Origin of the sequence: Heyndrickxia coagulans DSM 1 = ATCC 7050 (assembly GCF_000290615.1) — a bacterium.
In the GTDB taxonomy this organism is placed as follows: domain Bacteria; phylum Bacillota; class Bacilli; order Bacillales; family Bacillaceae_C; genus Weizmannia; species Weizmannia coagulans.
Genome location: NZ_ALAS01000006.1, coordinates 1 through 21,000, shown reverse-complemented (window position 1 = coordinate 21,000; position 21,000 = coordinate 1). Strand labels below are relative to the sequence as shown.

The 21,000-nt window shown below is 46.5% G+C and carries 17 protein-coding genes and 1 riboswitch; of the genes, 13 read left to right on the top strand and 4 right to left on the bottom strand.

Annotation, left to right across the window (positions count from 1 at the left end; translation table 11 throughout):
* Nucleotides 1-5: 5 nt before the first annotated feature.
* Nucleotides 6-329, bottom strand: coding sequence for a winged helix-turn-helix transcriptional regulator (locus IC21_RS00170; RefSeq protein ID WP_017554234.1), 324 nt, complete (start codon nt 327-329; stop codon nt 6-8).
* Between the two features lie 1,165 nt (nt 330-1,494).
* Between IC21_RS00170 and IC21_RS00160 the strand changes: the two genes are divergently transcribed.
* The 6 genes from IC21_RS00160 (at nt 1,495) to metH (ending at nt 12,012) form a co-directional block, all read left to right on the top strand.
* Nucleotides 1,495-2,769, top strand: a complete 1,275-nt coding sequence (locus IC21_RS00160) for a VTT domain-containing protein (protein WP_029142900.1) — start codon at nt 1,495-1,497, stop codon at nt 2,767-2,769.
* A 31-nt stretch (nt 2,770-2,800) separates the two neighbouring features.
* Complete coding sequence (gene uptA, locus IC21_RS00155) at nt 2,801-3,400, top strand: undecaprenyl phosphate transporter UptA (protein ID WP_013858283.1); 600 nt, start codon at nt 2,801-2,803, stop codon at nt 3,398-3,400.
* An 849-nt stretch (nt 3,401-4,249) separates the two neighbouring features.
* Nucleotides 4,250-5,212 carry an LCP family protein gene (locus IC21_RS00150; protein ID WP_029143163.1) on the top strand — a complete coding sequence of 321 codons (963 nt, stop codon included), beginning with the start codon at nt 4,250-4,252 and terminating at the stop codon, nt 5,210-5,212.
* A gap of 174 nt (nt 5,213-5,386) precedes the next feature.
* Nucleotides 5,387-6,166, top strand: a complete 780-nt coding sequence (locus tag IC21_RS16925) for a hypothetical protein (RefSeq protein ID WP_168940014.1) — start codon at nt 5,387-5,389, stop codon at nt 6,164-6,166.
* Nucleotides 6,167-6,466: 300 nt separating this feature from the next.
* A riboswitch (SAM riboswitch) is annotated at nt 6,467-6,568 on the top strand.
* Between the two features lie 67 nt (nt 6,569-6,635).
* A complete protein-coding gene (locus IC21_RS00135; protein WP_029142491.1) occupies nt 6,636-8,471 on the top strand; it encodes a bifunctional homocysteine S-methyltransferase/methylenetetrahydrofolate reductase in 1,836 nt (611 codons plus the stop codon).
* 76 nt (nt 8,472-8,547) lie between these two features.
* Nucleotides 8,548-12,012 carry a methionine synthase gene (metH, locus tag IC21_RS00130; RefSeq protein WP_029142492.1) on the top strand — a complete coding sequence of 1,155 codons (3,465 nt, stop codon included), beginning with the start codon at nt 8,548-8,550 and terminating at the stop codon, nt 12,010-12,012.
* Nucleotides 12,013-12,894: 882 nt separating this feature from the next.
* Here the strand turns inward: metH and IC21_RS00120 are convergent.
* Together IC21_RS00120 and IC21_RS00115 are read right to left on the bottom strand one after the other, a co-directional pair.
* On the bottom strand, nt 12,895-13,080 hold the full coding sequence (locus IC21_RS00120; protein WP_013858290.1) for a CsbD family protein: 186 nt from the start codon (nt 13,078-13,080) through the stop codon (nt 12,895-12,897).
* Nucleotides 13,081-13,538: 458 nt separating this feature from the next.
* The gene (locus IC21_RS00115; RefSeq protein ID WP_029142494.1) at nt 13,539-14,012 is read right to left on the bottom strand and encodes a competence protein ComK; all 474 of its coding nucleotides are present in this window, start codon (nt 14,010-14,012) and stop codon (nt 13,539-13,541) included.
* 287 nt (nt 14,013-14,299) lie between these two features.
* On the opposite strand from IC21_RS00115, the gene IC21_RS00110 reads away from it, so the two are divergent.
* A complete protein-coding gene (locus IC21_RS00110; RefSeq protein WP_019720335.1) occupies nt 14,300-14,893 on the top strand; it encodes a sigma-70 family RNA polymerase sigma factor in 594 nt (197 codons plus the stop codon).
* Nucleotides 14,894-15,066: 173 nt separating this feature from the next.
* Here the strand turns inward: IC21_RS00110 and IC21_RS00105 are convergent, their stop codons facing one another.
* Nucleotides 15,067-15,879: a hypothetical protein gene (locus IC21_RS00105; RefSeq protein ID WP_029142495.1), complete on the bottom strand. Its 813-nt coding sequence runs from the start codon at nt 15,877-15,879 to the stop codon at nt 15,067-15,069.
* A gap of 293 nt (nt 15,880-16,172) precedes the next feature.
* Between IC21_RS00105 and IC21_RS00100 the strand changes: the two genes are divergently transcribed.
* From IC21_RS00100 to IC21_RS00075, 6 genes are all read left to right on the top strand, one after another.
* A complete protein-coding gene (locus IC21_RS00100) occupies nt 16,173-16,910 on the top strand; it encodes a YveK family protein (RefSeq protein ID WP_029142496.1) in 738 nt (245 codons plus the stop codon).
* Nucleotides 16,900-17,595: a CpsD/CapB family tyrosine-protein kinase gene (locus tag IC21_RS00095; RefSeq protein WP_017550934.1), complete on the top strand. Its 696-nt coding sequence runs from the start codon at nt 16,900-16,902 to the stop codon at nt 17,593-17,595. Before IC21_RS00100 ends, IC21_RS00095 begins: the two co-directional genes overlap by 11 nt.
* Nucleotides 17,596-17,720: 125 nt before the next feature.
* Nucleotides 17,721-18,485 carry a tyrosine-protein phosphatase gene (locus IC21_RS00090; protein ID WP_029142497.1) on the top strand — a complete coding sequence of 255 codons (765 nt, stop codon included), beginning with the start codon at nt 17,721-17,723 and terminating at the stop codon, nt 18,483-18,485.
* 322 nt (nt 18,486-18,807) lie between these two features.
* Nucleotides 18,808-19,704, top strand: a complete 897-nt coding sequence (galU, locus tag IC21_RS00085) for a UTP--glucose-1-phosphate uridylyltransferase GalU (RefSeq protein WP_029142498.1) — start codon at nt 18,808-18,810, stop codon at nt 19,702-19,704.
* Nucleotides 19,705-19,716: 12 nt separating this feature from the next.
* Nucleotides 19,717-20,415: a sugar transferase gene (locus tag IC21_RS00080; protein WP_029142499.1), complete on the top strand. Its 699-nt coding sequence runs from the start codon at nt 19,717-19,719 to the stop codon at nt 20,413-20,415.
* Nucleotides 20,416-20,440: 25 nt separating this feature from the next.
* Nucleotides 20,441-20,929 (top strand): glycosyltransferase, encoded by a 489-nt coding sequence (locus IC21_RS00075; RefSeq protein WP_050996438.1) that lies wholly within the window; start codon nt 20,441-20,443, stop codon nt 20,927-20,929.
* Nucleotides 20,930-21,000: the final 71 nt, after the last annotated feature.

Here is a 21,000-nt window from a genome sequence, read left to right as displayed (position 1 = left end):
TTTTATCATTCACTTTCAAGATCAACCCATTTGTCTGCCCAACTTTGCACTTCATCAAGGACCGGTTTGATGGCCTCGCCTTTTTCCGTCAGCCGGTATTCAATCCGGACAGGGCTTTCCGGGTACACTTCCCGCACAAGGATGCCCTGGTCTTCCAGCTCCTTCAGCCGTTCCGAAAGCACCTTCTGGCTGATATGCGGGATACGCTCCGCCATTTCGTTAAACCGCATCGGCCCATCAGACAGGACACGGATAATCACGCCAACCCAGCGTTTTCCCAATAGCTGAAACGCCTTTTCGAAACGCGGACATAAACTTTGGTTTCCCATTTTTGAAACGCACCTTTCTCATCAACCCTGCATTCCGGGGCTATATCAACAAAAGCCTTTTTAACCATTATACATGAATTGTAAACTTACTAAAAGTAACTAGCTAACAATCCCTGTTGTAAAAATATCCAGGGGAAATGCTGTGTTCGGCGGAAAAGCCGGCAAACCCGCGACAGGCAAAAACGGGACGGAAATGGCCCCATACGAACCGAAAAATCCCCGGGAAAAAATGGGATGAAATGCTCAGTGAAACAGTGCCGCCTCCAAACAAAAAACGAAAAAGGAAATGCTCCGATAAGTCCTGTCCGGGTAAAGTTCTTCCAATCCATTGAATTTTCATATAAAATAAAGGGAGTAAAGAAAGGGAGGTTTTTAAGGTGAAAAAATTACTTTTCTATACAGCTGTAGGCTTTGCCGGCTACCAATACTTCAAGCCCTGAACAAGTTTTATGGGAACGTGGAAAAATGGCTCTCAAATTTTCAGCCATCAAACCGCAGCGAAAACCGGCAATTCGGTACACCATCCTGAAGACAGACAGCAATTGCGATTGCCAAATGTGACCAGTCAGGCGAACGCTTGAAGTCATCTCCCGCCTGCACTTTGGCCATGAGGATGGGAGGCTTCTTTCAAAAATCTGTTAAAATGGACTTGGTCAATCAAGCCCTCTTCTAACCCCCGTTCACCCGCAAATGTAATTTCCTGGCCGAAAACAACAAGGAGGTTGTGAACTTTCCAATCCCGAATAAGATTGACAGGTGTAAAAATCATACGGATCCGGGTGAAGCATAGCGGCCGAAAGCGGATAAAATGAGTTTGAAAATAAAACACTGAATCTTGAAGGTTCCCTGGCAAAATACGGAAACCGAACCAATAAGCTCATGTAAAAAATTCCCCAAGGCCTGGTGAATAGCAGCCGAAAGCAGAAAACGCCATACCCGACTTGACGCAAAACGGGTGTAAAAAACGCGCCTGTCCTGGGGAAGAAAGCTGGTTTTAAAACTGAATGATTCCCTGCGAAGTGCCTATCCTAAAATAGGACAAATACCAAGTCTTAACCTTTTTGACAAACCTCCGCCTGATGCCCGAAAATGGCTGTAAGCGGGGTGAACTTTTTGCAAACAAAAGCGGTCGTTTTCATTGACGCCGTTTAAGAGAGGGATACAAATGTCGGTGACATCCTACGTCGATCAATATGGATATATTGTGCTGCTTTTGGCACTTCTGCTTGAAATGATTGCAGTTCCGCTTCCAGGCGAAGTGTTGATGAGCTACGCCGGTTATATGGTGCACCAGGGGCAGCTGAACTGGATTTTGAGCATCCTCATTGCCGCCACCGGGACATCTGCCGGCATGACAACGGCTTATTTTATCGGGCAGCGGCTCGGCGGCCCGTTTTTACATAAATACGGCCATTTTATCCATCTTGGCCCGGCACAGCTTGAAAAACAATCGCGCTGGTTTAATAAATACGGGAATAAATTGCTTCTCGTCGCGTATTTTATACCAGGTGTCCGCCACATCACCGGCTATTTTTCCGGAATTACGAAACTGCCATTCCGGTCATTTGCCATTTTTGCCTATTCCGGCGCTTTGATTTGGACAAGCACGTTTATCTCCCTCGGGAAGCTGCTTGGCCCGCAGTGGGAGCAGTTCCACGAAGCTGTGAAAAAATATCTCGTCATTGGAGGCATTGTAAGCGCCGGTTTAATCATCGCGTATTATGTGTTCCGCTATTTCCATAAGCAGATTTTCTGGGTAATGATGGCGGTGCTCCGGCGTCTTTTCCTGATTTTCCGCAGCCGGGTGCGCGCCGAGTTTGTGATCATCGGCACCACGCTGGCGACATTGCTTTTGATTGTGTTAATGATCACAATGGTTCAAAACCTTTTCAGCGAAGATTTCAGCGACTTCAACGAGGTGACCGCTTTAATCGTATCGCTTTTGTTCAAACACCATTGGGCAGGCGCCTTGAAAGGAATGCTGGCGCTCAGCTCGCGGCAAGCGCTCATTCTCGTCATGGTGTTGTCGGTACTTTGGATCATTTGGAAAGGCAAAGACCGCACGCACGAATTTTTGATTATGCTGCTTGTTACAATCGGCGGGGAACTCTATCAAAACGTGCTGCATGAAGTGTTCCACCGTATGACGGAAACGGAAATTCCGACGTTTTCCCACTTTGTCTTCTCTTTTCCGAGCGACCAGGCGATGATGATTCTGATCATTTACGGCTATTTTACATATCTCGTCGTCCGGCACGCTGAGATGTTTTGGGTCCATACGTTTATGGATGTGCTTCTTTTAGCTGTTCTGTTGTTCGCAGCTGTCAGCCATATTTATTTCAGCCTTGAAGTGCCGAGCAACATTGCGGGCGGTTACGTTTTCGGTGGCGTCTGGCTTGGCTTAAATATTTTATTGCTGGAAATTTTCCGTATGATATGATGGATAAGAAAGCAAATGTTGGAGGGGAAACATGTTCTCAGATTTTGTCACACAAATTTTAACAGCACTCGCTGATCTGGGTTACTTCGGTGTTGCACTCGGGCTTGCGATTGAGATTATCCCGAGCGAGATTGTCCTTGCCTATGCAGGTTATTTAATTTCCCGCGGAGAGATCAATTATTTTGGGGCCATTGCAGCAGGCACACTCGGCATTTTGATTGCCCAACTGATTTTATACTGGATCGGTGCATACGGCGGGCGCCCGTTCCTGCTAAAGTACGGCAAATATTTGCTGATTCACGAAAGGCATCTCGATCTCGCGGAAGAATGGTTCAACAAGTACGGCGCCGGCGTTATTTTTACAGGCCGTTTCATCCCGGTCATCCGCCAGGCCATATCGATCCCGGCCGGCATTGCCAAAATGTCGTATTTCAAATTTATTTTTTTCACGCTGCTTGCGACCATTCCTTGGGCGGTGCTGTTTATCTTTCTCGGTGAACGTCTCGCATCAAACTGGGCACAAATTGATGACGTCGCGGCTCCTTATGTCAAGCCGGTTACCATTATCGCGATCATCATCATTGTGCTTTATATCGCTTACTCGATGTACCGCAAGAAAAAAAGAGCCTGACCCTCTGATTAGGGGGGCAGGCTTTTTCCATAGATGAGGGAAGAGTGGAAACGGTGGGGTTCGGATCCCAAGAACGGCTAACTCCCACTAAATCAAAGATACAGAGGGGATTAGCTGCTATAATTGTTCAAAATCCTTAACCAAAAAAACCGCCTGCACAAAGCAGACGGCCAAAAAAGGGGGTTAACATGGATGAAAAAGCAAGCCGGATTTTCATCTTGCCTGATTACAAGAAAAAGGATAACGCCGAAAGCTTAAAACAATCTTAACAGGCCGAAATTCCGAAAAGAGGCAGGCTTGCCCACTTTGCCCAGAAAAAAACCGCCTGCACAAAGCAGACGGCCAAAAAAGGGGGTTAACATGGATGAAAAAGCAAGCCGGATTTTCATCTTGCCTGATTACAAGAAAAAGGATAACGCCGAAAGCTTAAAACAACCTTAACAGGCCGAAATTCCGAAAAGAGGCAGGCTTGCCCACTATGCCCAGAAAAAAACCGCCTGCACAAGGGCGGCGGCCTAAAAAAGGGGCATATGAAAAAAGTAGGTTGTAAGCTCTCTTGCAAAGAAAAAGATACCTGCCGAAACTTAATAAATGCTTAAGGCCTCCACGTCTCCGGCCATAAAAAAACGCCTGCACAAAGCAGACGAACCAACAAAAGCTCTTACCTGATGACAAACATCAATATACCGCTGGAAAATAAAAAACGCCTTAACTTTGGATGAAAGTTATGTGAAATCCCCCACAAATTATGATCTCGACAAAAATAACAAAATTTCATCAAAATCTTCGTGACAAATTGCCGCTTTTAGATAATAATAATGAAGACAGACTACTAAAACGAGGGATTCTATGGAGTCAAGAGTAGCGAAAAAAAAGAAAAAACGGTCAAGAGTCCGCTGGCGCAGAGTGTTCCTTATGCTCTTTTTACTGCTCATCGTCGCCGGCGCGGGTTACACAGCCTATCAATACTACGCTGGCGTTCATCAGACAGACCCGAATGATGCCTTAAATATGGACAATCTGGAATTTAACGGTAAAAAGGATGCAAATGGCCGCACCAATATTCTCCTTCTCGGAATTGATCGGCGCGGGCAAGAAGATTCAAGAACCGATACCATCATGATTGCCCAATATGACCCGAAGAATAACCAGGTGAAGCTCATTTCGATTATGCGTGACATTTATGCCGAAATCCCGGGGTATAGAAACTATAAAATTAACACTGCCTATTATCTTGGCAATTTGAACCATCAAAAGAAGGGCGTTGAACTGCTCCGCCAAGCACTCAAAACCAATTTTGACATTGATGTGCAATATTATGCACTCGTCGATTTCCAAGGCTTTGTTAAAATTGTCGATACCCTGGCGCCTCAAGGCATTGAAATGAACGTCGAACATAAAATGTCGAAAAACATCGGCTTGACGCTTTATCCTGGCAAACAGCTCATGCATGGGAAACAACTCCTCGCCTACGCACGGTTCAGACATGATGCGCAAGGCGACTTTGGCCGGGTTGCTCGCCAGCAAAAAGTGCTTAAAGCGCTCCAATCTGAAGTCTTCAGCGTGAACGGCATCGCCAAAGCACCGAAACTGCTCGGAACCATCCAGCCGTATATGGCCACCAACATGAGCAAAATGAACATTCTTGCGCTCGTCAAAGACGCCATGGTCAATGGCAACCTTAAGGTCAAAACAATGACCGTACCGGTTGCCGGTACCTATACCAATGTCAATTATCCGGGCGTCGGCGCCGCGCTCGAAGTGGACAAAGAAAAAAATACCGAAGCCATCAAACAGTTTTTGGATGAATAACAGGGGCCGGTTCCGGCTCTTTTTTTTGTTGCAGACAGAAAGCCGTACCGGGAGCAAATTGTCCTTTTGGAGAGCTCTAAAAGACAAAAGAGAGCCGTACCGGGAGCAAATTGTCCTTTTGGAGGGTTCAAAAAGACAAAAGAAAGCCGGACCAAGAGCAAATTGTCTTTTTGAATGGCTCAAAAAGACAAAAGAGAGTCGGATCAGGGGCGAATTGTCCTTTTGGAGGGCTCAAAAAGACAAAAGAAAGCCGGACCAAGAGCAAATTGTCTTTTTGAATGGCTCAAAAAGACAAAAGAGATCTGGACCAGGAGCAAATTGTCTTTTTGGAGAGCTCAAAAAGACAAAAGAGAGCCGGACCAAGAGCAAATTGTCCTTTTGGAGAGCTCAAAAAGACAAAAGAGAGCCGTACCGGGAGCAAATTGTCTTTTTGGAGAGCTCAAAAAGACAAAAGAGATCTGGACCAGGAGCAAATTGTCTTTTTGGAGAGCTCAAAAAGACAAAAGAGAGCCGTACCGGGAGCAAATTGTCCTTTTGGAGAGCTCTAAAAGACAAAAGAAAGCCGGACCAGGAGCAAATTGTCCTTTTGGAGAGCTCAAAAAGACAAAAGAGAGTCGGATCAGGGGCGAATTGTCCTTTTGGAGGGCTCAAAAAGACAAAAGAAAGCCGGACCAAGAGCAAATTGTCTTTTTGAAGGGTTCAAAAAGAAAAAAGAGAGCCGTACCGGGAGCAAATTGTCTTTTTGGAGAGCTCAAAAAGACAAAAGAAAGCCGGACCAAGAGCAAATTGTCCTTTTGGAGAGCTCAAAAAGACAAAAGAAAGCCGGACCAAGAGCAAATTGTCTCTTTGGAGGGTTCAAAAAGACAAAAGAAAGCCGGACCAAGAGCAAATTGTCCTTTTGAAGGGCTCAAAAAGACAAAAGAAAGCCGGACCAAGAGCAAATTGTCTTTTTGAAGGGCCCAAAAAGACAAAAGAAAGCCGGACCAGGAGCAAATTGTCTTTTTGGAGAGTTCAAAAAGACAAAAGAGAGCTGGACCAAGAGCAAATTGTCCTTTTGGAGGGTTCAAAAAGACAAAAGAAAGCCGTACCGGGAGCAAATTGTCCTTTTGGAGGGCTCAAAAAGGCAAAAGAAAGCCAATTAGACAAAAGGGACGAAACCGCATCCAATATGAATTTCAATTTCCCCCTTGTCATGTCACCCGGCAAAGTGTAAAGTATAAATAAGTCAAAATTTTAAGTACGTTCAATCGAATAGCCTTATCAAGAGAGGCGGAGGGACTTGGCCCGATGAAACCTCAGCAACCAGCCCATACGGCACGGTGCTAAATCCAACAGGTATACCTGAAAAGATAAGGAGAATGTTGTCATCTTGCCTCCTTTTCCGGGAGGCTTTTTTCATATCATGCAAAGGGAGTGTAAAAAGTTGGACTTTCTCGAAACGTTAAAAAACCGCATCCTTGTTGCGGACGGGGCAATGGGGACGCTGCTGTATGCATACGGCGCCAACACATGTTATGAGTCATTCAATCTGAGCCACCCGGAAGACATCCACGCGATCCACCGCGCCTATATCGAAGCTGGCGCATCGGTCATCCAGACCAACACGTACAGTGCCAACTATATCAAGCTTGCACAGTATGGACTGGAAGAAAAAGTAAAAGACATCAACAAAGCGGCCGTCCGGATTGCAAAAGAAGCGGCAAACCGCGATACATTCATACTCGGCACGGTCGGCGGCATCCGCGGCCAGCGCAAAACCGAAGCAACACTTGCCGAAATTAAGCGTACGTTCCGCGAACAGATTTTTCACCTCCTGAACGAAGGAGTCGATGCCCTGCTTCTGGAAACGTATTTTGACGCTGAAGAACTGTATACGGTCGTTGACATTGCGAAAAAAGAAGCGGATGTCCCGGTCATCGCCCAGTTCTCGCTTATCGAACCGGGCGTGCTCCAAAACGGAACCCCGGTCCGCGATGCTTTCAAGGAACTTGAAAACCGCGGCGCCGATGTGACCGGCCTGAACTGCCGGCTCGGTCCGCACCACATGATCCAGGCGTTCGAAGAAATCCCGATACCGAAGCGTGCCTTTTTGTCCGCATACCCGAATGCAAGTCTTTTAGATTACGAGGAAGGCCGGTTCACATTTACGAATAACGCCGATTATTTTAAAACATGCGCCGAAAAACTTGTCGAACAGGGTGTGCGCCTGATCGGCGGCTGCTGCGGCACAACGCCGGCCCACATCAAAGCAATCGCAGAAGGGGTGCAGGGGCTTTTGCCTGTCACAGAAAAAACGGTCCGCCCGCCGAAAATCGAAATCGCGGCCGCCCCGGCGCAGTACGAACCGCCGTTGCATGAAATTGTAAAAAAAAGCCGTTCCGTCATTGTCGAATTGGACACACCGAAAACGCTGAACACAGCCCGCTTTTTCGAAGGGGCAAAAGCGCTGCACGACGCCGGCATCGATGCCTTGACAATGGCCGACAACTCGCTTGCAAGCCCGCGCATCAGCAACACAGCGATTGCCGCGATTTTAAAAGAGAAACAGGGCATCCGGCCGCTCGTTCATATTACATGCCGTGATCGCAATTTGATCGGGCTGCAGTCGCACTTAATGGGCCTTGCCGCGCTCGGGATTGACCAGGTGCTTGCCGTCACAGGGGATCCGTCGAAAATCGGCGACTTCCCGGGGGCCACGAGCGTATACGATTTGTCGTCAATGGAACTGATCGCAATGATCAAGCAATTTAACGATGGCATTTCCCATTCCGGCAAATCGCTTCAGCGGAAAACAAATTTTTCCGTCGCAGCTGCATTTAACCCGAACGTCCGCAATCTCGATAAAACGGTCGGGAGGTTGGAACGCAAAATCCGCCACGGTGCTGATTATTTTATCACCCAGCCTGTCTTCAGCACGGAAAAAATCGAGCAAATCCATGAAGCCACGAAGCATTTGGACGCGCCGATCTATCTTGGCATTATGCCGCTTACCAGCTACCGGAACGCGGTCTTTCTGCACAATGAAGTGCCGGGCATCACACTGACGGATGATATTTTGCAAGCGATGGAAAAAACAAACGGCGACCCTGTGAAAGCGCGCGAAGAAAGCCTTGCGATCAGCCGTACCCTGATCGATGCGGCCCTCGCCTATTTCAACGGCATTTACCTGATTACGCCGCTTGAACGCTATGAACTCACAGTGGAATGCACGCGCTACATCCACGAAAAAACAGCAGTGCGCAGCGCGGGCATTTTCTAAAAGTATAGGAGATTCTTTGGCTACCCGGCAACCTGAATTTAACCGATCAAACGCACAACCAAAGGGGGCATTTTTCATGGGGAAAACGATATTTGAACAGCAGCTTGCGAACCGCATTCTCATTCTCGACGGGGCGATGGGCACGATGATCCAGCAGCAACACCTCACCGCGGCAGATTTTGGCGGCGAAGCATACGAAGGCTGCAATGAATACTTGAATCTCACAGCGCCCGATCTAATCCGCTCGATCCATGAAGCATATCTCGAAGCGGGGGCCGACATCATCGAAACGAACACATTTGGCGCAACGTCCATCGTCCTTAACGAGTACGGCCTTGGGCACTTTGCCGAAAAAATCAACATCGAAGCTGCGCGCATCGCCAAGCAGGCTGCCGGAAAATTTTCCACACCCGGCCGGCCGCGGTTTGTCGCCGGTTCAATGGGCCCGACAACAAAGACGCTCTCCGTCACAGGCGGCACCACTTTTGGCGCGCTCAAAACCGCCTACCAGGAACAGGCTTGCGGGCTCATAAAAGGCGGGGCCGACGTGCTCCTCCTCGAAACATCGCAGGACTTGCTGAACGTCAAAGCCGCTTTTCTTGGCATTACGGATGCATTTAACGAAACCGGAAAAAAACTGCCGCTTCTCATCTCCGGCACCATCGAACCGATGGGCACAACGCTTGCCGGCCAGAACATCGAAGCATTTTACATTTCCGTCGCGCATATGCAGCCGGCCGCCGTCGGGCTCAACTGCGCGACTGGCCCGGAGTTCATGGCTGACTCTATCCGCACACTCGCGGGGCTCGCCAAAACGGCAGTGAGCTGCTACCCGAACGCCGGGCTTCCCGACGAAGAAGGGCATTACCACGAAACACCGGAATCGCTCGCTGTAAAAATGAAAGGCTTCGCCGAAAAAGGCTGGCTTAACATCGCAGGCGGCTGCTGCGGTACAACACCTGCCCATATCAAAGCGCTGAATGAAGCACTAGCCGGGCTCCCGCCGCGCCAGCCTGCAAAAGAAGAGCACCACGCCGTCTCTGGCATCGAACCTTTTATTTACGATGACCCGTCCACCCGCCCGATTTTTGTCGGCGAACGCACAAACGTCATCGGTTCGCGCAAGTTCCGGCGCCTGATCGCAGAAGGCAAATGGGAAGAAGCAAGCGAAATTGCCCGCACCCAGGTCAAAAACGGCGCACAGATCATCGACATCTGCCTCGCCGACCCGGACCGCGATGAAATCAGCGACATGGAAAACTTTATTTCAATCGCCGTGAAAAAAGTGAAAGTGCCATTTATGATCGATTCCACGGATGAAAACGTGATCGAAAAAGCTTTTACATACTGCCAAGGAAAAAGCATTGTCAATTCCATTAACCTTGAAAACGGGACGGAACGGTTTGAAAAAGTCGTGCCGCTCCTCAAAAAATACGGGGGTGCCGTTGTCGTCGGCACGATCGATGAAGAGGGGATGGCTGTCACTGCCGAACGGAAACTTGAGATTGCGCGCCGCTCTTATGACCTGCTCGTCCATACGTACGGGCTCAACCCGCGTGATCTCATTTTTGACCCGCTCGTGTTCCCTGCCGGCACCGGCGACAAGCAGTATTTTGGCGCAGCAAAAGAAACAGTCGAAGGCATCCGGCTCATTAAAGAAGCGATGCCGGAATGCCAGACGATCCTCGGCGTCAGCAATGTTTCATTCGGGCTGCCGCCTGCCGGGCGTGAAGTGCTCAACTCCGTGTTTCTCTACCACTGTACGAAAGCCGGGCTGGATTACGCCATCGTAAATACAGAAAAGCTTGAACGCTTTGCGTCCATCCCGGAAGAGAACGTGAAAATGGCCGAAAAACTGTTGTTTGAAGCGAGTGACGAAGCCCTCGCCGCGTTCACCGAATATTACCGCGGCAAAGTGCAGGAGAAAAAAGCGCCAAAGAGCACGATGACGCTTGCCGAACGGCTTGCGAATGATGTTGTCGAAGGGACGAAAGAAGGCCTCATCCCGGATTTAGAACAGGCCTTGAAAGAATACCCGGATCCGCTCGCCATTATCAACGGCCCGCTTATGGACGGGATGGCGGAAGTCGGCCGCCTGTTTAATGACAACCAGCTCATCGTCGCAGAAGTCTTGCAAAGTGCGGAAGTTATGAAAGCATCTGTCGCATTCCTTGAGCCTTTTATGGAAAAAAATGAAACAAGCACAAAGGGGAAAGTGCTGCTCGCAACCGTGAAAGGCGACGTCCATGACATCGGCAAAAATCTGGTCGACATCATTTTGTCGAATAATGGCTATAAAGTGGTGGACCTTGGCATCAAAGTGGCGCCGGCTGATCTTATCCACGCTGTCCGCAAAGAGAAACCGGATGTGATCGGGCTATCCGGCCTCCTTGTCAAATCCGCCCAGCAAATGGTTGTCACTGCCCAGGATTTGCGGGAAGCGGGCATCCGCCAGCCGATACTGGTCGGCGGTGCAGCCTTGTCGCGAAAATTCACGTTAAATAAAATCGCTCCGCAATATGAGGGGCTTGTGCTGTATGCAAAAGACGCAATGGAGGGCCTCACGCTTGCAAACAAATTGCAGGATGAATCGGAACGCAGCTCGCTCGAAACGGAACTTGCCAACCAGCGCAGCGGCGGGACAAGGGTGGCGGCGGCGAATGCCGGCGGTGCGCCGGTTGCGACTTTACCGCGCCGCTCTTCGGTATCCCCGGATGCGCGCGTTTACCAGCCGGCGGATTTGAAGCGGCATGTGCTGCGCAATTATCCGCTTTCCCATATCGAACCCTACGTGAACATGCAAATGCTCCTCGGCCACCATTTAGGATTGAAAGGCCGCGTCGAAAAACTGCTTGCGGAGGGAGACGAACGCGCCAGTAAGCTGAAGCAGCAGGTGGATGAACTGCGCGAGTGGGTGATGAAAGAAAAACTGCTTCAGCCATCCGCCGTATACCAGTTTTTCCCGGCCCAGGCGGATGGTAATGATTTGATTGTTTATGAACCGGCTGGAGAGCCTGGAGTATTAGATCCGAAATCTTTATCCATTTTAGAGCGGTTCACGTTCCCGCGCCAGGCAAAGCCGCCGTATTTGTGCCTTGCCGATTATGTCCGGAGCGTGGACAGCGGGGTCGTTGACTATGTCGGCATGTTCGCGGTCGTCGCCGGCAAAAACATCCGCCACCACGCACGCTATTTAAAAGAGGCAGGCGAATATTTCAAAAGCCATGCCCTCCAGGCGCTTGCCCTCGAAACGGCAGAAGGCTTCGCCGAGCGGCTGCACGAACTGATGCGCGGCCAATGGGGCTTCCCGGACCCGGCCGGTTTCACAATGCAGCAACGCTTTGCCGCCAAATACCAGGGCCAGCGCTACTCTTTCGGTTACCCGGCCTGCCCGAACCTCGAAGACCAGGCCAAACTGTTTAAATTGCTGCAACCGCAAAAAATCGGCCTCCACTTGACCGAAGGCTACATGATGGAACCCGAAGCCGCCGTCACCGCGCTCGTGTTCTCCCATCCGGAGGCAAGATACTTTGCGGTATGACCCCCAAAGCGGGCCCCGGACCGCTTTGGGTTTTTTAAAGCAAGGAACGGCCATACATCAAGAAAACATGGACGTTTTCTACGTGAACAAGCGGCTGAAAATTCCATCGCTTTCCTAATCGTGTAACTGACAGGCAAAAATCTTACCGTAGAGCAGTCCATGTTAACAATCAGTCGAAAATTTTGTAGCTTACCCGCCACTTTCTTACCATAGGCGCCATGCTGCATTTTTGCGGCTTCGACAGAAGAATGCGGAACCCGGACCCATATACCATTCTGCAAAAAACCGTATTAATCGACAAAATTTGCACTGGCTTTTCTGTTCCGCCCTCAATGTTCCACGGGAAACATTCCAATGAAAATTGTGCAACCGTGCATGTTGAACAGGTTTTTTTGAACAAATACCACTTGCCAGCAAGCCCGAAAATGCTTGACCCCGTTTTCCTTCTATAAAATTACTCACCTGCCACGTTCCCTGTGGCATGAACGCCTACATTAAATCAGCTCCGGGTGCAACCTTTACATCTAAAATTCAGCCAGTGCTGTTACAACCCTTGCCAAGGCCAAGACATATGCTTCCTCATCCAGCCTAACATTCTCAAACGCTGCGAATATTGGCTTTTTTGCTGCCCTAACAAGATGACATGATAGGCTTAATTTCGACAAAACCAGCAATATTTCCACGGAAATACCCACATGAAAAAGCCCGGATATCGGAATCCGAGCTTAAAAATCTATCTGAAAATGTGCGGCGACTGCGGCGGATTTTCATCCTTCCGCCCCTGCCGTATCCTTTGTGGCACGGGCGTCAAATCCGCATTGAACTGTTTTGTCCTGTTCTGACATTAGCCAATCTTCCAGTGTCTTATCAAAAGCAAAGTGCTTACTTACGGGAGAGGCGGTCTTTTGCATCGCCGACCGAGTCCTGGGCTTCGCCTTTCAATTTGTCCATTTTGCCTTCAGCTTTTTTCTTCGCATCGCCGGTAATGTCACCCCATGTATCTTTTGCTTCGCCTTTCAATTTGTTCCCTTTTCCTTTAAGCTTGTCCTTCATGGCGTCTTGATCCATTTTCATTCCTCCCATTCATATTGTTCATCTTTCCTATTCCCTGATCTCAGGCCGATAAACGAAAAATGCAAAAGAAATCGATGGAGAGGATCAACATCCAAAATGGCGCAAATTGAGGCAAAACCAAATCAAAGCCATGCGCAAAATTTGGACAGCCGCGCCAAAATACAGGATCGGCACTTCACAATCCTGGCCAAATCAGATAGGAAAAACTGCCATAACCCAAAATATGTAGATTCGCAACAAGAGTAGGGGACAGGTAAATTTAAAATTCATAAAGCGGAACATAGGTAAAGGGAACGCATGCGCATCATTTCTCCGTCCGGCAAAATTGGAAGGAAACGCATGCGTACATTGGTTGGATGGTTTTGCAGAGTGGATGAATGTTCGTTTCGTTTATTCCTGTATCGCCCAACTTCAGGAATTGCACGCCCGTTCTCAAAGCCCCCGGAATGCCCCTAGATCATTTTCTTCCATGGTATGTATTTGCCGAGGCCATGGTAATAGCCGGCACAAATCATTGTGCGGCTGAATTGCTTTTGAAATGTATGCATGGAGCAGTTCAGCTTTAGCTTTTGCTGGTTGGAAAAAGTCACATAAAGGCCGTCCGCTGTGGCGTTAAAGTCTACCACATTCGCAAGGAAAATGAACTGGCAGTCATACGATTTCGGGGATTTTGTCGGCGTTGCAATCAAACCATCCCCCAACACAACCGGTGCCTTATTAAAGTTAAAAATTTGTTTTGTGCCTTTGAGAACGCCTTCAAAATCGCACATCCGGTAATGAATGCAAGCTTCCCGCAACAATTCAAGCTTGCTCTTCCGTGAGTGAAAAACGCCGTCCTGATCATAAATGATTGTCTGATATTCCGGGTCAAATGCGGTATCCAGCGCCATCGTTTCTTCTCTAATGAGGTAATCTGTTTTATTCATCTAAAAAACTCCCCCCTGTTGTCAATTGTGCATTCCCTCTCTTCTGTATGAAGGGCAGGAGGCCAGGGGTGCCGTGTCTTGCTGCTGCCAAAATATCCTTCCCCTGAAAGAGAGGGATATCATTTGTTCCCTGGTCCTATTATACTATAAATCTCTAAAAAATAAAGTATGAATTTACAATTTTGTTATTATTTATAATCCGTGTAAATTTTGGGCAAAATTTCACGTTTCCCCTTAAAAAACATTAAATTTTCGTGCGGAAAACTGGATGTTTTGGAAACGAAAAGATGCACATCGCCGGTTCGCCCTCTCCCTTTGAACCTGTTATTTTACAATCAACCCGGGAATTCAAGGAAAGCGCGCTTTCCAAAAGGGGAAGCAAAATGGAAAGTTTTGAAGAAGTGCTCCGGCAATACCGGCCGATGATTTTTCATATGATCCGCAAACTCCGCATTTACAAAAACATCGATGAGTTTGAGCAGATCGGCATGATTGCACTGTGGGAAGCGTATCAAAACAGGCAGGATGACAAAGGGTCATTCACAAGTTACGCATACAACACGATCCGCGGGAAAATGCTGACCGAACTTACGAAAAAGCGGAGGGAGGAAGAAATGTTTGCGTGCCCGAAAGATGAATTTTGGAATGTGAAAGTGGACGAGTCGCTCCGCCCCCCGCTTGAACTTGAAACGTTGCTGTCGTATTGCGACGGCCTTTCGGAAAAAGAGAAAAAGTGGGTAGTGGCTGCCTTTTATGAACAACTGAAACAAGGCGAAATCGCATCCCGCGAAGGCAAGTCCGCCGAGGCGGTAAAAAAATGGCGGAGGCAAGCCCTCGAGAAAATCAAAAAAAATATGGAACAAAAAGAGAGGCAGCACTGAATGCGTGCCCGTGAAGGCAATACATCCGGGGTAGCGAAAGCAACATGAAACGAACTAAAAACTGATAAACTAAAAAAGCGGCGAGCATCCACGATGATTGGGTGTTCGCCGCTTTTGCCCTTGCCTCCCCCGTCCAGGACACCCCGGTTTCCCAAGGCTGCCGAACGGTTTCCTCAATCTGCGATAAAAAACTTGCGCAAGTAGTCGTACCATGCTGTTGTGCCCTTTTTGCTCGGGGCGGTTTGCTCGCCGTTTTGAAAGGTGACATACGATTTAAATGCGTCGCTGTCCGGATCCGGCCAGTTTTTCCAATGGTCCAGATACGTGTAACCTTCTTTTTTTGCGTACGATTCAAGCTCTTTCACCTGCGCCGGATAGTTTGCCGCCTTATAGAGCGGGTATGACGGCTGGATCACAAGCACTGCATCACCCCAGGCAGCAGCGGCCGTTTTGATATCCTCAAGCTGATTGTCCATCGCCACAGCCCCGTTGTTGATTAAAATAAACGGCTCAAACAAAATGAGATCCGGTTTGAAATGGGCGACGTCTTTATACTTGCCTTCACGGATAAACTCATCGGAATTTAAATGATAGGAAAAAAGGGAAACCGACACATGGCTGCCGTACGTATCATTCAACGCCTGCTTCAACTGTGGCCCCCAGCCATGCGTATTCGCACCCATCGCGTCCGAACCGACAATCGCAATTTTGTAGGCTCGCTTCTTGGAAAGTGCGTTTTCAAAATCCGCGCGGGCTTTTTTCGGCCAGTTTTTCGTGTAAGCCACTAGAGAAGTCTCCGGCTGGCCCGTTTTGTTTACGTCGCGCTTTTTCCCCGTGGTCGGTTCTGCCTTTGTCTTTTCCGCTTTTACTGCTACAGAATCCGGCTTGAACCGGCTTGGATCCGTTTTATACCCCCAGTACAGATGCCCAACTACCAATACGGCAATGACGACAACAGCCGACAAAATCGCCGTGAATATTTTCATACATCATACCTCCGCTCATCATCACTTATGAAACGCCCGTGCAAACCTATAAAAAATTATGACAAAAAAAGACAAATTACACAACCAAAATTGAAAGAAAATCCGCCAAAGGTAAATACAGGAAGATTATCTAACCGGTTTCTTTCTGCAAAATATTGTGGTTTAATACAAAGTGTATCAAATTGTTTAAATTTATTTCAGTTTCCCGCAAATTTCGGGATGATCTATGATATAATGTATGATAGTTTTCTATCTATTTCGCATTTGTGCTGCAAATTTTAGGGGAGGAACTTATGGAAGACACAATTAGTTTAAAAGAATTGATGCAGGTGCTGCGCAAACGCCTTTCCATGATCGCACTGATTACACTGGGGGCGATGATTTTGACGGCCATTGTGACCTATTTTGTGGTGACGCCTGTCTATGAATCTTCGACACAAATCCTTGTCAATAAAGCAAGCGATGACCAATCGATGTATACCACCAATGCCGTACAAACAAACGTTCAGCTGGTCAATACATATAATGTGATTATTAAGAGCCCATCGATCCTGGATAAAGTGATTGACGAACTGAAACTCAACATGACAACGGACGAACTGAACGACAAAATTGAAGTCAGCACAGAGCAAAATTCACAAGTCTTTACTTTGACGGTAAAAGATACAAACCCGTATATAGCAACCAAAATTGCCAATAAAATCGGGGAAGTGTTCAAAAAAGAAATCAAATCCATTATGAAAGTCGACAATGTGACTGTCATTTCAAAAGCACAAGTGCCCGAGGGACCTGTCAGCCCGAAACCGCTTTTAAATATTGCAATTGCGCTTGTGGTCGGCCTGATGGCGGGTGTCGGGATTGCCTTTCTGCTTGAATACCTCGACAATACGATTAAAGATGAGCAAGATGTTGAACAAATTTTGCAATTGCCTGTCCTCGGCGTGATCGGGCAGATTGATGATCAGGAACTGAATGGTTTGCACCGTGCAGGAAAAAAAACAAAAGGAAAGGTTGAGACGGTTGGCGCCTAAAAAAACAAAGCTGTTGAACACGAGAAGAAAATTAATCGCAAAGCTAAATCCAAAGTCACCGATTTCCGAACAGTTCCGGACAATCCGTACAAATATCAGTTTTTCTTCCGTTGACAATGACCTGCAGATTCTGATGGTTACCTCAAGCGGGCCTGGAGAAGGGAAATCGACGATTGTCGGCAACCTCGCTGTCGTTTTTGCCCAGCAAGGAAAAAAGGTGCTGCTCGCCGATGCCGATTTGCGGCGTCCGACCGTCCATTATACGTTTGGCATGACCAATACATTCGGACTGACAACGGTTTTGACCAAGCAGGGGACATTGCTGGAGACTGTTTCAAAATGTGATGTGAAAAATCTGCATCTCCTGCCGAGCGGCCCAATTCCGCCAAATCCGGCAGAACTGTTAAGCTCACGGGCAATGAAGGAATTTTTAAAAGAAGCAAAAGAACAGTACGACATTATTTTACTGGATACCCCGCCGGTTTTGGCTGTGACCGATGCGCAGGTGCTGACCAACCAGTGTGATGGCACGATTCTTGTCGTCTCAAGCGGGAAAGCGGAAGTGGAAGCTGTCAAAAAGGCAAAAGAATTGCTGGAATCTGCCAATGCCAATCTGCTTGGCGTTGTCCTGAACAACAAGAAAACCCAAAACACGCATTATTATTACTATTACGGAAAAGATTGACACCATTTGCACGTAAGTTTTCCAATAACTATTGAAAAATGGTAAAAATGCACTATAATTTTGTATAGGGTTTGATTTTAATTGAAACGAAATTTCATTTCTTGACAGGTTTGGAGGGGTTCGGGATGATGGATATCCATTGCCATATTTTACCAGGCATTGACGACGGTGCGCAAACGATATACGACAGCCTTGATATGGCAAAACAAGCCGTCTCCCAGGGGATCAAGCAGATTATTGCTACCCCTCATCATATGAACGGAAAATATGAAAACCGCAAAACAGAAATCGTTCAAAAAGTCAATGAACTGAATGAAAGATTGAAAGAAGAACAAATTGATCTGGAGATTCTGCCAGGGCAGGAAAACCGGATTTATGGCGAAATTTTGGAAGACTATGAAAAAGGAGAAATTCAAACGCTGGCCGGCACTTCTTACCTGTTTATCGAGTTCCCCTCGGGGCATGTGCCGCGCTATGCGGAAACCCTTTTATATGAGATACAAGTGAAGGGCTTAATGCCAATTATTGTTCATCCGGAAAGGAACGCGGAATTGATCCAGCATCCGGATCGGTTGTATGAAATGGTGAATAATGGTGTGGCAACACAAATTACAGCCGCAAGCTTAACGGGTGCTTTCGGGAAAAAGATTAAAAAATTCACTGAACAGCTGATAGAAGCAAATCTCACCCATTTTCTTGCATCAGACGCCCATAATGTGAAAACCCGTGCTTTTAAAATGGATGAAGCAACGGATGAACTCGAAAAGAAATACGGCACAGATATGCTCTATTTCTTTACGGAAAACGCCGAACTGCTTGCCAAAGGCCAAGCTATCTACAGAGAAATTCCGCAGCCGGTAAAACAAAAGAAACTGTTTGGTTTGTTTTAATCGGCTTTCTTTTTTAACATTCCGGGTAGATGAATGATGCTATGTGGGCTGCTCCGCTGTTTTTAGCAAACAGTTTTATCCAACATTGTTTGATTTTGGAACAGCTATTTTCGGGTATGTCTCTCATCCGTTATCGTGCGAGGCACTCGGCCATGCTGTGGGTGCGCGTGCACCTTAGACGCCTGTCGTCAAGAGTGTGGTGTGAGGGCGGGTTAGATGCCCGATAATTATTTTTATACCCGAATGTTGGAAGAACAAACATCGATTGTTTTTATCGCACTGCGCAAATCTTAAAAATCAATTAGAATAAGGAGGAATTTACGTGAAAAAAGTGAGAAAGGCGATCATTCCGGCTGCAGGGCTCGGAACACGATTTTTGCCTGCAACAAAAGCCATGCCGAAAGAAATGCTGCCGATTGTAGACAAGCCTACGATCCAGTACATAGTCGAAGAAGCCGTTGAATCCGGCATCGAAGACATCATCATTGTAACCGGAAAAGGGAAACGCGCAATTGAAGACCATTTCGACAACGCTTGGGAACTCGAACAAAACCTTGCTGAAAAAGGGAAGTTCGACCTCTTAGATAAAGTCCGCTATTCTTCCAATTTAGCCAATATCCACTATATCCGACAGAAAGAGCCTCTTGGTTTGGGACATGCTGTTTGGTGTGCACGAAATTTTATTGGGGACGAGCCATTTGCGGTCCTGCTTGGTGATGATATCGTGCAGAATGACCCGCCATGTTTAAAACAACTCATTGACGAATATGAAAAAACCCATTCTTCTGTAATAGGTGTACAGGAAGTACCGGAAGAAGAAACGCACCGTTATGGGATCATTGCACCAGCTTCCCAAAACGGACGTAGTTATCAAGTAGAAAAGTTTGTTGAGAAACCAGAACAGGGAACGGCACCATCTAATCTTGCGATTATTGGGCGCTATCTGCTGACGCCTGAGATATTTATGTTTTTGGATAAGCAGGAAAAGGGTGCCGGCGGAGAGATTCAGTTGACGGATGCGATTCAGCAGTTGAATCAAATTCAAAGAGTATTTGCTTATCAGTTTGAGGGTAAGCGGTATGATGTAGGGGAAAAGCTTGGCTTTATTCAATCCCAAATTGAAATGGCTTTACAGGATGAGACATTGAGCAAAGACTTGTTAAAAATGATGAAAGGAATCATTGAAAAAACAAATACAAGTGTATTGGAAACGAAATAGGGGGTATTTGAAGTGGCTGACACCAGTTATGCTTCCAGTTCGGTTGTAAGGCCCTCTGCTACCCAGAAAATAGAGACCACAAAAAAGATTGAATTTGAAGAGAAAAAAACCTATACAATGATAAAACGTGGGATGGATATAATTGGTGCGAGTATGGGGCTCATTTTTTTATCATGGTTATTTTTAATTGTTGCTGTTCTCATAAAAATTGAAGATCCTAAAGGGACAGTCTTTTTTAAACAAGTAAGAGTTGGAAAAAATGGCAAGACCTTTTACATGTATAAATTCCGCTCCATGGTGTCCGATGCGGAAGAAAAACTAAAAGACCTTTTGAAATATAATGAAATTGAAGGTGCTATGTTTAAACTTAAAGAAGATCCGCGTGTTACCAAGATAGGAAAGTTTATTCGAAAAACAAGTATTGATGAACTTCCTCAACTATGGAATGTACTAAAGGGAGAAATGAGTTTGGTGGGGCCAAGGCCACCGTTGCCAAGAGAGGTTGCTGACTATACTAAGTATGATATGCAAAGATTACTTGTTAAACCTGGATGCACAGGTTTATGGCAGGTAAGTGGTAGAAGCGAACTAAGTTTTTGTGAAATGGTGGATTTGGATATTAATTATATTACAAATAGAACGATCTGGTTAGACATAAAATTAATATTAAAAACTTTGAAAATTATGATAATACCAAATAATGCCTACTAAAATGAAATGAATCGGTGGAGATTTAATGAAAAAAATTTTACATGTTGGAGAATACGTAAAAGGGGGGGTATATACTTATTTATATAATGTTCTTCGTTATCAAAAAAACAGTGAAGAATTTGATAGTGTTTTTTTAGCTTTAAGTGACAGTAAATCAGAAAAGGAATTCCCAATATGCAAAAATAATATATTCTTTTATAAATATAAAAGAAATCCGTTTTATATAATTAAAGCCATGCTATTTATAAAAAGGCTAATTAATCAAATACAACCAGATATAGTTCACGTGCACAGCACTTTTGCTGGAATAATAGTAAGAATACCATTCTTTTTTTGTTCAAAAAAGAATATAAAAATTGTTTACTGTCCCCATGGTTGGAGTTTTTTAATGGAAACATCTAATTTAAAAAAACGATTATATGGTCTTATAGAAAAAATATTAGCGTATAGAACAGATCTAATATTAAATATTTCAAAGCATGAGTTAGTTAATTCAGAGCCTCTGCCAAAATAAAAAATTACCCTTGAACGAGGCTCTAGAGAATTAATGATCCTGTTTTTTTCTTTTCTTCCAGGTTTTCAAAT

Bases quoted from the DNA above. Each gene is read 5' to 3' on its own strand.
- IC21_RS00075 (WP_050996438.1), top strand. From the start codon at position 20,441: ATGAAAAAAATTTTACATGTTGGAGAATACGTAAAAGGGGGGGTATAT.
- IC21_RS00150 (WP_029143163.1), top strand. From the start codon at position 4,250: ATGGAGTCAAGAGTAGCGAAAAAAAAGAAAAAACGGTCAAGAGTCCGC.
- IC21_RS00110 (WP_019720335.1), top strand. From the start codon at position 14,300: ATGCACATCGCCGGTTCGCCCTCTCCCTTTGAACCTGTTATTTTACAA.
- IC21_RS16925 (WP_168940014.1), top strand. From the start codon at position 5,387: ATGGCTCAAAAAGACAAAAGAGAGTCGGATCAGGGGCGAATTGTCCTT.
- IC21_RS00160 (WP_029142900.1), top strand. From the start codon at position 1,495: ATGTCGGTGACATCCTACGTCGATCAATATGGATATATTGTGCTGCTT.
- IC21_RS00115 (WP_029142494.1), bottom strand. From the start codon at position 14,012: ATGAATAAAACAGATTACCTCATTAGAGAAGAAACGATGGCGCTGGAT.
- IC21_RS00100 (WP_029142496.1), top strand. From the start codon at position 16,173: ATGGAAGACACAATTAGTTTAAAAGAATTGATGCAGGTGCTGCGCAAA.
- IC21_RS00170 (WP_017554234.1), bottom strand. From the start codon at position 329: ATGGGAAACCAAAGTTTATGTCCGCGTTTCGAAAAGGCGTTTCAGCTA.
- IC21_RS00090 (WP_029142497.1), top strand. From the start codon at position 17,721: ATGATGGATATCCATTGCCATATTTTACCAGGCATTGACGACGGTGCG.
- uptA (WP_013858283.1), top strand. From the start codon at position 2,801: ATGTTCTCAGATTTTGTCACACAAATTTTAACAGCACTCGCTGATCTG.
- metH (WP_029142492.1), top strand. From the start codon at position 8,548: ATGGGGAAAACGATATTTGAACAGCAGCTTGCGAACCGCATTCTCATT.
- IC21_RS00105 (WP_029142495.1), bottom strand. From the start codon at position 15,879: ATGAAAATATTCACGGCGATTTTGTCGGCTGTTGTCGTCATTGCCGTA.
- IC21_RS00120 (WP_013858290.1), bottom strand. From the start codon at position 13,080: ATGGATCAAGACGCCATGAAGGACAAGCTTAAAGGAAAAGGGAACAAA.